Source organism: Porphyromonas sp. COT-108 OH1349 (assembly GCF_000768755.1).
GTDB lineage: Bacteria > Bacteroidota > Bacteroidia > Bacteroidales > Porphyromonadaceae > Porphyromonas_A > Porphyromonas_A canoris.
In genome coordinates, this window is record NZ_JRAH01000019.1 from 194,474 (window position 1) to 207,997 (window position 13,524).

10 protein-coding genes and 4 tRNA genes are annotated in these 13,524 nt (G+C 45.1%); 6 read left to right on the top strand and 8 right to left on the bottom strand.

The window, feature by feature from the left end:
* The first annotated feature begins 1 nt into the window (after nucleotide 1).
* On the top strand, nucleotides 2-1,138 hold the full coding sequence (locus JT26_RS04935) for a hypothetical protein (RefSeq protein WP_036846969.1): 1,137 nt from the start codon (nucleotides 2-4) through the stop codon (nucleotides 1,136-1,138).
* Here JT26_RS04935 and JT26_RS04940 read toward each other — a convergent pair.
* On the bottom strand, nucleotides 1,116-2,090 hold the full coding sequence (locus tag JT26_RS04940; protein ID WP_052110362.1) for a polyprenyl synthetase family protein: 975 nt from the start codon (nucleotides 2,088-2,090) through the stop codon (nucleotides 1,116-1,118). The genes JT26_RS04935 and JT26_RS04940 overlap by 23 nt on opposite strands.
* Nucleotides 2,091-2,270: 180 nt before the next feature.
* On the opposite strand from JT26_RS04940, the gene JT26_RS04945 reads away from it, so the two are divergent.
* From JT26_RS04945 to JT26_RS04960, 4 genes are all read left to right on the top strand, one after another.
* A tRNA-Val gene (locus JT26_RS04945) sits at nucleotides 2,271-2,345 on the top strand.
* A gap of 92 nt (nucleotides 2,346-2,437) precedes the next feature.
* Nucleotides 2,438-2,512 (top strand) — tRNA-Val (locus tag JT26_RS04950).
* Nucleotides 2,513-2,552: 40 nt separating this feature from the next.
* Nucleotides 2,553-2,627: transfer RNA gene (locus JT26_RS04955), tRNA-Val, on the top strand.
* A gap of 134 nt (nucleotides 2,628-2,761) precedes the next feature.
* Nucleotides 2,762-2,834 (top strand) — tRNA-Gly (locus tag JT26_RS04960).
* A gap of 563 nt (nucleotides 2,835-3,397) precedes the next feature.
* Here JT26_RS04960 and tpx read toward each other — a convergent pair.
* The 5 genes from tpx to mtaB form a co-directional block, all read right to left on the bottom strand.
* Nucleotides 3,398-3,898, bottom strand: a complete 501-nt coding sequence (gene tpx, locus JT26_RS04965; RefSeq protein WP_036789788.1) for a thiol peroxidase — start codon at nucleotides 3,896-3,898, stop codon at nucleotides 3,398-3,400.
* Between the two features lie 97 nt (nucleotides 3,899-3,995).
* Nucleotides 3,996-4,826: a hypothetical protein gene (locus tag JT26_RS04970; RefSeq protein ID WP_036846975.1), complete on the bottom strand. Its 831-nt coding sequence runs from the start codon at nucleotides 4,824-4,826 to the stop codon at nucleotides 3,996-3,998.
* A gap of 4 nt (nucleotides 4,827-4,830) precedes the next feature.
* A complete protein-coding gene (locus tag JT26_RS04975; protein WP_200879743.1) occupies nucleotides 4,831-5,859 on the bottom strand; it encodes a glycosyltransferase family 2 protein in 1,029 nt (342 codons plus the stop codon).
* On the bottom strand, nucleotides 5,843-6,817 hold the full coding sequence (locus JT26_RS04980) for a lysophospholipid acyltransferase family protein (RefSeq protein WP_052110363.1): 975 nt from the start codon (nucleotides 6,815-6,817) through the stop codon (nucleotides 5,843-5,845). Before JT26_RS04980 ends, JT26_RS04975 begins: the two co-directional genes overlap by 17 nt.
* Nucleotides 6,807-8,132 (bottom strand): tRNA (N(6)-L-threonylcarbamoyladenosine(37)-C(2))-methylthiotransferase MtaB, encoded by a 1,326-nt coding sequence (mtaB, locus tag JT26_RS04985; RefSeq protein ID WP_036846993.1) that lies wholly within the window; start codon nucleotides 8,130-8,132, stop codon nucleotides 6,807-6,809. The genes JT26_RS04980 and mtaB overlap by 11 nt, the downstream gene beginning before the upstream one ends.
* 814 nt (nucleotides 8,133-8,946) lie before the next feature.
* Between mtaB and JT26_RS04995 the strand changes: the two genes are divergently transcribed.
* A complete protein-coding gene (locus JT26_RS04995) occupies nucleotides 8,947-9,585 on the top strand; it encodes a hypothetical protein (protein ID WP_036846999.1) in 639 nt (212 codons plus the stop codon).
* 104 nt (nucleotides 9,586-9,689) lie between these two features.
* On the opposite strand, the gene JT26_RS05000 is transcribed toward JT26_RS04995, so the two are convergent.
* Together JT26_RS05000 and JT26_RS05005 are read right to left on the bottom strand one after the other, a co-directional pair.
* Nucleotides 9,690-10,733 (bottom strand): ribonucleotide-diphosphate reductase subunit beta, encoded by a 1,044-nt coding sequence (locus tag JT26_RS05000; protein WP_036789375.1) that lies wholly within the window; start codon nucleotides 10,731-10,733, stop codon nucleotides 9,690-9,692.
* A 78-nt stretch (nucleotides 10,734-10,811) separates the two neighbouring features.
* Nucleotides 10,812-13,319 (bottom strand): ribonucleoside-diphosphate reductase subunit alpha, encoded by a 2,508-nt coding sequence (locus JT26_RS05005; RefSeq protein ID WP_036847003.1) that lies wholly within the window; start codon nucleotides 13,317-13,319, stop codon nucleotides 10,812-10,814.
* Between the last annotated feature and the right edge of the window lie 205 nt (nucleotides 13,320-13,524).

The following is a 13,524-nucleotide window of genomic DNA, read 5'->3' on the forward strand; positions in this document are numbered from 1 at the left end:
GATGTGTAGTACTCTCTTTGTATTCAATCCGGGGTATGAAGAGAGTCTTCTACCGCACTTGCGAGGAGGCTATACCCCTCCTAAGCAGGTTCAAAAGATGAGGGAAGACCTTGCATTGCTCCCGTTCTACTTGGGAGCAAAAAGTGGGGATTCTCTCTTTTCTTTTTGTCCCGAAAGATGGAAGAATACACAAATGCCGATATGCGGAACGCCTGTTTCGGAGCTGTTGCCCCGAAAAGAGAAGCAGTACAACCTTCTTCCATGGGGTTGGAGTCCGGATCTGCATGACATTCCTTATAATATAGGAAGTATTCCATCAATGGATGAGATGCGCCTTTGGGGCAGCAGAAAAAGCAGCTATATACTGCTTGATGCTCTGCTGGATAGCTATCCGGAGAGATTTCGACTTCCGAGGGAAGCATTCAAAACCATCTCCACACAGGATGAATTGGAGCAAGAGCTCCGGACCAATACGCCGAAAGTGATAAAGAGCCCTTACTCCTCTTCCGGCAGAGGGGTCTTTTTCTTGGAAGGAGAGATGAACCGAGAGGACTATCTCTACTCTTCCCTCTCAGGACTTCTGAAAAAACAAGGAGAGCTATACGTAGAACCTTATCTCGAAAAGGAAAAGGATATGGCTTTCGAGTATTACAGCTCCAATAAGAGCGAAGAAAAGTTTCTGTTTCTTGGACGTTCGGAGTTCATCACAGAAAGAGGCAGATATATCGGGAACAGGGTCAGCCCGGAGTTGAAGTCCGACAACGCCGACAATATGGCAGAGATCATCAGGCAGGCACTACTCTCTGTTTCGGCTCTTAATACCTACGAAGGATTTTTGGGTGTGGATGCCATGAGATACAGAATAGGCAATAGTGAGATCAGACTCCACCCTTGTGTAGAGCTGAATATTCGTCCTACGATGGGACATATCGCTCTGTTTCTCTCCGATTACTGCACATCCGGCACGTACAAGATAGTCTACTTCCCCAAAGAGGGAGAAGCATTGGAGTACGTATCTGCCATACAGAAGTCGGCAATCATAGAGGGAGGAAAAATAACAAGGGGAACAACATCGTTGCTCCCCGTCGATAATAAGACCCAATTCCTTGCTCTGCTCAGCGTTTCCGATTCCCGATAAAGTGGCAAAGAGCTATAAGATCTCTTTTTGCCTCCCCTTCAGGGACGAATCGCTCCAATATCGCCACCGCCTCGGCAATATATCTGTCCACCTGTTGCTGGGCATACTCTATTCCGCCATTCTCTCTTGCAAAAGAGATAAGAGCAGCAATCTGTTCGTCCGAAAGCTTCTCCTCCTTGAGAATCTCTCTATATTTCTCTGCATCGGACGCTTTCTCCAATGCGTGTATAAGAGGAAGGGTTACTTTATGTTCACGAAGATCATTTCCGACAGGCTTACCCAAATCTTTGTTTGAAGAGGCTTCCTGATAATCGAAAATATCATCTTTTATTTGGAAAGCATAGCCCAACAGAATACCTGCATGGAATATCCTATCTATCACTTCCTCGTCCGTAACATCGGATAGCAACACTCCGATCTTCATCGCAGAAGCTATGAGATAAGCGGTCTTCTTCTTTATGATGTTCAGATACTGTTCTTCGGTAGGCGCATCGGTGTGTGCCAAATCGAGCTGATAAAGCTCTCCTTCGGAAAGTTCACGCCCCAAAGCCATCAAAACGTCCAGCACAGCCATGCTATTGCTCTTGACCGCAAGATAGAGACTCGTAGATAAAAGATAGTCTCCAACCAGAACTGCCGCCTTGTTGTCCATGATAGAGTGCAACGCCGGAATACCTCTACGTCTGGGAGTGTTATCCACAACATCATCGTGGATAAGCGTTGCCGTATGAAGCAGTTCGATATACACGGCAGCATCCAGTATCGGATCGGAGATCGGCCGGAAGCACTTGGCGGTGAGCAATAAAATAGCCGGACGAACCTGCTTACCCATAGAGGCATACAGATGCTCCAATGCGGAGGAAAGTGTAGTAGATCCACTATCCAACGCCTGCATATATCTGGTTGTAAAGAGAGCGAGCTCACGCTCTACGGAAGAGATTATTTCTTTCAAAGCTTTATTGATGTGATATGGACAGAGCGTCTCTCTGCCCTTGTTTTAGCTTTCAAATATAATAAAACTAATGCGTAACGTGGCTATGGTAAGAGAAAAAGAAGGTGTACTCTTGCCGTATCGAAAAAAAAGTATATCTTTGCACAGAATTTACACGGCATAGCTGTAGTAATAAGATTGGGGCTCTTAGCTCAGCTGGTTTAGAGCACCTGCCTTACAAGCAGGGGGTCAATGGTTCGAATCCGTTAGGGCCCACTTTTATTCCTCACGTTCTTCATGTTTGGCATTCTCTCTTTACGTCGGTGAAGATGATGCTCTCTTTGAATACGGAAACCGAAATATATTTCGGGCTCTTAGCTCAGCTGGTTTAGAGCACCTGCCTTACAAGCAGGGGGTCAATGGTTCGAATCCATTAGGGCCCACAACCAACACTTCCGGATAAAAAGATAAGGAGACGTGATCGGGCTCTTAGCTCAGCTGGTTTAGAGCACCTGCCTTACAAGCAGGGGGTCAATGGTTCGAATCCGTTAGGGCCCACAGGTTAATTGAAAGACAAGAAAGTTATCAGGAATAATGATTCTTGTTTTTTTATGAAACCTTTTGGTTGATAAAAAGTTTTTCTTAACTTTGCAACGTCGAAAAGAGAGGGTCTCTTTTCAAGACAAAAAATTGCGGAAGTAGCTCAGTTGGTAGAGCATAACCTTGCCAAGGTTAGGGTCGCGGGTTCGAGTCCCGTCTTCCGCTCAAAAAAAAGAAGAATAACGCCTTGAAGTTTCAGGGCGTTGTTTTTTTGTGCAAAAAAGGCAAAAGAATATTTAAGCTTCTTTTTCAAATCTCTTTTTCAATTGCTATCTTTGTAGTTGACTTCTCATAGAACATCACTCTTTCTTGTTTTTCTTCTCACAAGCAAGTGTTTGTATAAGGAAGAAAAACGCTCTGAAAGGGAAATATAATATACACATACAATCCTCGTAACAGAGGGACAGTATTTCGCTCTAATGCTCAGGACGTGAGTTCGCGGCATTGGAATCTCCGGGAGAGGGCTTCTAAAGGTCTCTCCTCTGGAGATTACTTTCGTTTTTTATACAAGTTGTTAGTAGGATGCCACAGATCGAGAGATTTGTGGCATCCCTTTTATATATTCACTCCTTCCATTTATTTTTAACCCAATACCATTATTCAACAAAAAATAAGGTATATGAAAACCAGTATCAGATCTACAAAAAAGCAGCCCCACACATTGTGCAGGGCTGCTTGATATTTTAGTTCTCTTCTCTATTATCAGAGAAAAAAGAGGTCTGTTCGGATTATTTCAAAGCTGCTATTGCTTTAGCATAGTCCGGCTCTTGTGCTATTTCAGGAACAAGTTCTGTGTAAATCACTTTTCCCTCTTCGTTCAAGACGATCACCGCTCTTGCTGTAAGAGCAGCCAATGGGCCTTCAACCATAAGAAGATTGTACGCTGCGTCAAACTCTTTTGCACGGAAAAGAGATGCAGGCACTACATTTTCCAGACCTTCCGCACCGCAAAATCTTGCCATGGCAAAAGGAAGATCCTTGGAAAGACAAAGTACCACTGTATTTTCAAGATTGCTTGCCTCTTTGTTGAATGTTCTTACACTCTGAGCACAAACTCCTGTATCTATACTTGGGAAAATATTTAGAACTACTTTCTTGCCCTTATAATCTGAAAGTTTCACGGTAGAAAGATCCACTTTCACTGCTTCAAAGTCCGGAGCCATTGCTCCTACGGCTACCATTTCGCCTTGAAGGCGGATCGGGTTACCTTTTAATGTTACTTGACTCATACGTTTTTGTGTTGTTTTTGGTAGTTGTGATACGGCTATCGGAGCGATAGCCATTACAAATGTACAAAATAGTAGCGATACGACCAATCCGTGTTTTCTAAATGCTTGCATGACGTTGTTGGGTTCTTGTATAATGTTTTTCCATGTCTTCCATCTCTTTTTTGAGCAGAATGAGCCTGCCACAACCTTTAATGGCATCTATGGCAGCAGAAGAGAGTGCAAAGGATGGAGCTTTACCATTGGGAGATAAAAGTTGTACTTTAACCTTACCCGACACGGTCTCCATAGAGCCTAAGAGGGCAGCCAGTTCAAGGACATTGTTCTCCGGATAGGTAATACGCTCGTAGGTGATACCGCCATCCGTAAAGCGGTAATTGACTCCACCATCATACTCTATCTCATCTGAACGGAACTCAAGCCCGCTCTTCTCATCCACCACAAGGAATCCGGTATGACCATATCCCTTACCGGGAGCAGCACATCCGGAGATAAGCTGAATCTTCATCTCCTTTTCCTTGATGTACACATCCAGGAATGGAGCTGAAGGGGCAGTGATGCCATCAAAGCCTTTGAAGCGCAAGAGCGTTTCATCGGCAAACTCTTTATTTTCTATTCTCGTGAACAGCTCCTTCTCCATCGCGCTTATCTCTTGCAGCTTGATAGGTCTGAGGCTGTCTATATAAGCCATATCCCGTGTACAGATACGGTCTATTGCCTCTTTTCGGATAGGCTCCATGGCTTTTCGGGCAGCAATCTCTTTTGGGAATGTACGGTGCAGACTATCCGCCAAAATCGTAGCATCCTCCAGAAGACCTGCATCCAAAGCCTGTTGCGCAGCCTCTACCAACGAGTTCGCTTGCTTTCTACTCTCCGAGGCACAGCCTGTAAAGAGTAGCAGTAAAAGTGTCAATAGGGAAATCTTCTTCATAATATCATACTTTTAGATCCGAATATTTCTGTTTTCGGGCAATGCGATACGCCCACAATATAGACGATGAGTGAAGCTTCCGATACGCTATCATCTTCTCCTCCGAAGTGAGTTCCAAGCCCGGTTTTAAGGGTTTCATCTTCAAGAATGCGACCCATGCTTTCAGTACGGCAACGGCATCTCTCGGCTTTCCGGAAAGAGCAAACACAACCGCAGCAAGAGCATCAAGCAACAGTCTTATAGCGAAAACGACAATCCTCTTTCCGGTTGGAAGGTTTTTCTTGAGCATGAGCAGATTGTTCCGAAAGTTAAGAAAAGTCTTGAACGGATTCTCTGCCGAAAGAGATGCTCCACCTACATGATAAACCACCGATTGAGGTTCGCAGCAGAGTTTATACCCTTTTCCAAGCCACCTCCAACAGAGATCTATCTCCTCCTGATGCGCAAAAAAACGATCATCGAAACCGCCCAAACTCAAAAAAGCATCCCTTCTAACCAGCATTGCTGCCCCCGTTGTCCAAAACACCTCTTCCCGGGTATCGTACTGCCCTAAGTCTTTCTCTATGGTGTCAAATATCCTGCCACGGCAGAACGGATAGCCGAACAAGTCCAAATGTCCTCCGGCCGCACCGGCATACTCAAAGGCAGATCTCTCACGATAAGAGCGTATTTTAGGTTGGACGGAAACAATATCCGAATCTTGCCGGATACGATTCCAAAGAGGCTCCAACCAGCCCGGAGTAACCTCTATATCGCTATTAAGAAGCAGTATATAGGGATAGTCGATTTCCGCTATCGCTCTATTGTATCCTTCTGCAAATCCCCAATTTTTCTTGAGATCGAGTGTCAGCACAGAAGGGAAATCCTCTTTCACGATCCGGAGAGAAGAGTCTTGCGAACCATTGTCTGCCACCACAATATCCGCCAAATCCGGATTGGTGTTTTCAATCAACGAGGGTAGAAACTCTCGCAACATCTGTGCACCATTCCAGTTGAGTATCACTACCGCTACCGGCTTACTGCTTTTCTCCATCTTCCACATGGTTTATCTCATCCGTAAATACCGTTACCGCATCTTCTCCCAAAAGAGATGCAGCCGACTCCGGTGTGTGCTTCCACCGCTTATGAGACCAGAGCCAGATCTCCGGTTGATGCTCTATGCGACGCTGAACACCGAGCATATAACGACGTGTAGCCTCGCCCCATGGCAGATCTTGAGGCGTCTTGGAAATCACCGAAAAGGTTGCTTCATAAACGCCTCTCTTCTTACGACGAACATCCAAAAATATCATCGGAATATTGAGCTTACGGGCAAGCCTTTCTGCACCAGTAAACATCGCTGTGGTCTGACCCAGAAAAGGAGCAAAAAGATGAGCATTGGGCAGAGAGGGGGTCTGGTCTGCAAGGAAGACCACACTGCTTCGATGTTCGCGATTTCGGTTCAAAGAGATAATAGAGACAGGCGCTCTGTTTTTGTCCAGACAGCGAGTACCCAGATGCTCTCTATTTTTAAGCATCACTTCCTCTACCGCTCCTTTCATCGGCTTATACAGCTCGTATATATCTATATCTCTGAAAAAGACGGATGATCCACTGAACCACTCCCAGTTGCCGGTATGCCCCATCAAAACAAATGTAAGGTGATGCCCCTCGGCATAGATGGCTTCCACCACTTCGGGATTGGTGATGCGCGCATATTTTTGCATCTCTTTCTCCGTAAAACGAGAGAACATCATGGTTTCCAGAGCCAGATCCACAAGATAGCGGTAGTAGTTTCGCACAATTCGCTTTTGCTCCTTGAGATTCTTTTCCGGAAACGATCTTTGGATATTGGAAAAGATTACACCATATCTGTAACGCACCACTCTGTAAAGGAACAAAGAGAGAAAATCGGAGATTGCATAAAGTATGGCTCTTGGAACCAAGGCGACCAACCGAAAAAGCCACCACAGACACCGTCCTCCGAAAGATATTTTCTTATCAGCACACATAACCTTCTGCGAGTTCTTCGCTTTCCACCTGTTCCCCCACTTTTACTTTAATGATTTCTCCCTCGGAGCTTGCCACCTGCTCTCTTGGGATACGCAAGCGGATATAGTTTTCGGTATATCCGTACAGATAGTTCTCATCATCACCGGCCTCCAACAGCAGTCTGCGCACAGAGCCGGCTTGTTCCATGTAGAAGCGTGCCTGCTTCGTATCCGAAAGATCAAGGAGTGTCTTGCTCCGTTTGTGTTTCTCTTTCGCATCCACCACCGGCTTTATGCTCAGAGCCATGGTGCCGGGACGCTCGGAGTAACTGAATACATGAAGACGGGATATGGGAAGACTCTCGATGAAAGAGCGGCATGCCTCGAACGCTTCTGCCGTTTCTCCTCTTGAGCCGACAATGACATCCACTCCGATGTAGGCATCCGGCATCAGTCGCTTGATCTCCTCCACCTTATGTCTGAAAAGGGAGGTATTGTATCTTCTTCGCATCAGCTTGAGCACCTCATCGCTTCCACTCTGCAACGGGATATGGAAATGAGGAGCAAAACGTTTGGATCGAGCCACGAAAGCGATCACCTCATCCGTGATGAGGTTAGGCTCTATGGACGATATTCGGAAGCGGTCTATCCCCTCCACTTCATCCAATGCCTTGATGAGATCTATAAAGCTCTCTTGGGTGCTACGCCCGAAGTCTCCCACGTTTACACCCGTAAGGACAATCTCCTTACCTCCGTCTCGCGCCACACTTTCGGCTTGAGCCACGATGCTCTGTATGGATCCGTTCCGGCTCTTGCCTCTGGCTTTCGGGATGGTGCAGTAGGAACACTTATAGTCGCATCCGTCCTGCACTTTCAAGAAATGACGGGTGCGCCCCTCCGAAGAGAGAGATGGAGCAAACTCCACGATGTTCTCCGTTGCCGAGGTTATCACCTTTGCCGTATCTCCTGCACGGTCTATCTCCGCAAGGTAAGAGACCAAATCTATCTTCTGATCCGTACCCAACACCATATCCACACCCTCCAACTCTCCAACCTCTTCGGGCTTCAGCTGAGCATAGCAACCCGTTACTATGATCTTTGCATTGGGATAATCTCGATGTATCTTTCGTATAGCGTGTCGGCTCTTTTTATCGGCCAACTGGGTAACAGAACAGGTATTTATCACACAGATATCGGGCACTTCTCCATCACGGGCTTTGCGTATCCCCACCTCTAAAAGGCTTCTCCCGATCGCCGATGTCTCCGCAAAATTGAGCTTACACCCAAGCGTAAAGAAAGCAGCCGTTTTGTATTCAAATATACTATTGTCTATCATTTTGGTGTTAAAATAGTTCGCGAATATGATTTCGCTTTCAAGGGGCAAAGATAACGATTTTCACACGCATACCGACACAGCAAAAAGCTGTCGTCTTTAAGAGTCTCTTCCCCTTTTTTCTCCTTTGAAACCGATTTTTCCGCCCCCTCATTTTTATATATTCCATCCCGAAAAATGCTCACTTTTTTCGGTCTCTCTATTTTGATCGGAGGGGGTGTTTTCAGAGCATGACCGAACTGTTAAATTCGGGCTGTTTTATTAACACGATTTTTGATGCAGGTTTACTCAAAACGCTAAAGCAGTATATTTTGTCGGCTTAAAGTATTAAGCGAAATCAATAAACGTATTTACCGATTTCATTTAATACGTTTACCGGATTCAATTAAAGTATTTAGAATTTTCACACATAGTACTGTTTATCAAAAGATTAGCATAAAACAGCCCTTTTGGAGAAGGAAAACGGGGGATTTCTTCATTAACAATAATTCAGACGAAACAGGTTGAAATTCTATATTTATTAACTCGAAAACAGCCCCTGAAAGCGTGCAAGAGGAGAGTTGTTCGCAAATTTACGATTTTACATATAATACTGACCATAAGACAATTACACTCTTATCTATTCTATTCTCTCCAAAAATTTCACAACCCTAAGGGCTTCCGATCCTCCTCCGAGAGGAGAGCATTTTTATATAAAAGCTCTTGCCAGAAAGAGGACTCCCAACCCCGTTCGCCCATCTTAATTTTATTATTTATCTTTGTCCCGATCCGAAAACAGGATTTATACCCAAAAGAGACAAAACAAACAGTTAATGATATGAACATACGCACGTTTTTCCGCTCCGTCTCAGCCATTCTATTGTTAGGAGCATCGTACTCTCTCTCTGCTCAGAGCATCAATGTTCCAACGCAAACATTCCAAGTGGGATTTGGTACAGGCAGTAAGGGACTCGAATTGTCCTACGAGTACCGACCGGCATTCGTGGCAAACAGAGTATTGGGATTCAGAACATTCCTCGGCTATGGACTTTTTGCCGTTCCTAAAAAGGCATATCAGTTCTCGACCTATCACATCAACTTCTCAAAACTTGGCAAAGGACATCTTCCCATACAGCATCAAGAGGTGTCTTTGGGAGGCGAGGTCAACTTCCTACTTGGTAGCTATAACCACGCAGGAGAAATGGGTATAGGTACGGCTCTCGACTGGTTCTCAAAAAAGGTCAACTATTTTCAAGATTGGGATGCAATCAAGGCCAAAGAGATCTTGACAGGAGAAGCAAACCCTTCTTCATTTGCTTCACACTCTTACATCAGAGTGGGTTATCGCTATACGCATGACTATGGCTTTACATTGGGAGTAGGAGGAAACTTCTTGCTTTTACAAGGACTCGGCACAAAGTTCTTCGCTTCCGAGTGGGGATTCACACCCTATATCAGTATCGGATATACGATGTAAAAGCCTGATACTATACGATAAAATAGAAAAGCCGCACCGGAGGATTTCTCGGTGCGGCTTTTTCGTTTTATGAGTTTTAGGATCTGATCTTACAGAAAGATTTATTAAAGGTCATCTTCAATAGCACCACTCTTGGAATAAGCACTCGGTTTAGCCTCAAAGAAGTCGGTCTTGATAAGATTGGCATTGCTGTACTGAGATACCCAGTTCATACTTGCCGGCTCTTCTTCGTACCCTTCAAAAAGAACACCGAAGCCCAAGTTCTCGCTTCTCAAGTTGGCAAGATACTTGATGTAGTCGCTTACCATCTGAGAGGTCAGCCCTTCGATATTCTCTCCTATAACGTACTCTCCCCATGCGATCTCTTGAAGTGCTCCCTCTTTGATCATCCCGCGGAAGAGTTCGATAGCTTCCGGAGTGAAAAGCTCCGGCTCTTCTTTCTTGAGTTCAAGGATCATGGAGCGGAACAGCCAAAGGTGTGTGTTCTCGTCTCTATTGATGTATCTGATCTCTTGAACGGATCCCGGCATCTTGCCGTTGCGTCCCAAGTTGTAGAAGAACATGAATCCGGAATAGAAGTAAACCCCTTCAAGGATATAGTTTGCCACCATAGTCTTTAGTAGCTGTTGCGGACTCTGATTCTCTTGAAACTCGTTGTATATATCTCCTATAAACTTATTGCGGCGGAGGAGATGCTCGTCGTCTTTCCACTGATACAGGATAGCCGAACGCTCTTCGGGAGAACAGATGGAGTCCAGCATATAGCTGTAGCTTTGAGAGTGAACGGCTTCTTGGAAGGCTTGGATGGTCAGACAGAGATTGATTTCATTAGCGGTGATATACTCGGCAACGTTGGGCAGATTGGCTGTCTGAATACTGTCGAGAAAGATAAGGAATGAAAGAATCTTGTCATAAGCCATCTTCTCCTCAGGTGAAAGCTCTCGATAGTCTTTCACATCCTGGCTAAGATTGATCTCTTCCGGTATCCAAAAGTTGTTCATGGCCTGTCTATACCAGTTCGCAACCCAAGGATACTTCATGTTATTGAAGTCATTTAGATTAGTGGTATTGCCATTTATCATCCTGCGTTTCGTTACTTCTACGTCACCATGCTCGTTGAATAGAGCCTTCTTTTTTAGTTCGGACATACTGTTATAAGTTAATATTGATGTTGATAATAATTTAGTCGAATATCTATATCCGTCCCGGTCTTAAAAGGGAGAAGATTATGCCGAGCAGCTTTCACACTCCTCTACTTCCAAAGAGCGACTGCGGATATAGTACAAGGTCTTCACGCCGGACTCCCATGCACGTAAATAAAGATCCAAAATACGACGGAAGCTATAATCATGAGTAATGAAAAGATTGACGGACTGGGACTGGTCCAGATGACGCTGACGGACAGCTGCTGCATCCACTACCCACTCTTGATCTATTTGGTGAGCTGTTTTGTAGAGCCAGAAAGTGGAGTCCGAAAGCTGTGGAGCCACACGAGGGACAATGTTACCCTTCTTCTCTTCGAGGAAGTAGCGGTTCATGACAGGGTCTATACCAGCCGTAGTACCGGCAATAATAGAGGTAGAACTTGTGGGAGCTATGGCAAGAAGATAGGAGTTGCGCATTCCTCTGCGTGCAACATCGGATGCAAGGCGTTTCCAATCCGGAGAATCGTATTTGCGAAGCTGGAAATACTCTCCTGTCTGCCAGTCGCTGCCGGGGAAGCGAAGATATGAGCCTTTCTCCTCGGCAAGCAGTGATGATGCTTCTATCGCGTAATAGTTGATCTGCTCATAGAGCTTGTTCATGAAGCTGAGGTGCTCTGCACTCTCCCACTTGATGCCTTTCTGTGCCAACAGATGGTGATAACCGCTCGTACCCAAGCCTATAGGACGCATCTTCAAGTTGGTGATCTCAGCATAAGGAACCGGATAGAAGTTGAGGTCTATGACATTGTCCAACGCACGCACTATGGTATGAATCACTTCTTGGAGCTCTTGCTTATTTTCTGTGTCGATGTTGCCAAGAACAAGGGAAGCCAGATTACACACTACGAAATCCCCGGCTTCTGTTTCGGTTGTAATGATTTCGCGACCGTTTTCTGTCCGTACAGAGACTTTAACCTCCTTTATCTCGCTCTGATTTTGAGCAATCTCGGTACAGAGGTTAGAGCAGTAGATGATACCTTGATGCTTGTTCGGGTTGAGACGGTTTACGGTGTCTCGATTGAAGATAAACGGTGTTCCGGTCTCCACAGCACTCTTGATAAGAAGACGAACCATGTCTTTTACCTTGATAGGCCTCTTGCTTATGCGAGATTCATTGAGACAATCTTTGTATCTGCGCTCCCACTCTTCGCCGTAATAGTCTTCCAGCGAATAGCCTTTAATGGCCTGTATTTCGTGAGGACACATCATGTACCAGTTGTCCTCGATATTCTCTTTCACCATACGCCAGAAAAGATCTGGGATACACACTCCGGGGAAGACGTCATGCGCTTTCATTCTGTCGTCTCCGTTATTCGTACGGATCTGTAAAAACTCCGGCATATCTCTGTGCCATATATCGAGATATATCGCAACGGATCCTTGTCTCATGCCAAGCTGATCGACAGCCACGGCAGTATCGTTACACAGCTTGATCCACTTCAACACTCCTCCGGCTACACCCTTGAAACCACGTATGTCGGAACCGATGGCTCGCACTTTTCCCATGTATATACCCATGCCGCCACCGAATTTGGAGACCTGAGCAAAGTTGTTTATCGTACGGTAAATACCGGTGAGACTGTCGGGCATAACATCTTCAAAACAACTGCTAAGCTGATTGAGTGGCTTTCTTGCATTGCTCATCGTAGGCGTTGCCATGGTTACCTTCAGTCTGCTTATGATGTCATATATCCTCTTAGCCCACATCACCTTGTTCTCTTTCTCCGGCAAAGCCAAGTGCATAGAGATTCCCATGAACATCTCTTGCGGACGCTCCAACAAGCTATGGCTGTTGTCCGTAATGAGATAACGCTTGGAGATGAGGTGCAAACTGCTATATGTGAGCAGGTGATTGCGTGAGGGGTCTATATATCTGCCTAACTCCTCGACCTCGTTCTTGGTATAGCCTTCGAGGATATATCTTCCGTACAGATTCTGATCCGTCAAATAAGCGATCTTACCATAGAAAGAGTCGATATAGAGCTTATTCTCCTCCTCTATGATAGAGCGTTCGATCTGAAGCAGAAGGAGACGAGAAGCGATAAACTCCCAGTTTGGTGCTTCCGGAGTAATAAGCTCCACCGCAGCCTTAGTCAAGATTTCCAACGTATTTGCCTGCTCTTTGTAGAAGGCTTGATACTTTGCATAAAGAAAGTCCAAAGAGTAAGCTTTCATCTGGAACGTTGCCTGAATATCTTTTAAGAGGCTGATGACACCGCTATCCGAAATAGTCTTGCTGAACTTATTGATAATTTCACGGAACTCACTGCGCTTCTCGCGGTAAAGAATGTACTTCTTTGCCACCTGATAGTGGCCGGCTTGCATCAAAGCCTTTTCAACCATATCTTGTATGGTTTCCACATCCACCTCTCGGCGGTCTTGCAATGCAGCCTCAATATCTTTACAAATGACCTCAATCTCCTTCTCAGGCATGGTCTCCCCGCAAGCGACAAAAGCACGACGAATAGCATTCGAGATCTTACCCAGTGTAAAATCTTCCTCTGTTCGGTCCCGTTTTAATATTTTCATTTTTCGTTATGGTGTTATCAGAATATCATTGTTTTATTTATCATTTAGTCAGCTACAAAGATAAACAAAAGTTGCAGATATAGAACCCCATTCCATGCCTTTTTATAGCCAGACAGATAAAATCATAAAAAGCTAATAAACAAATAGTTAAACGATACAATACAAATAAAAAGAGGGCATAAAAACCCTCTTAAAACGGCAACAA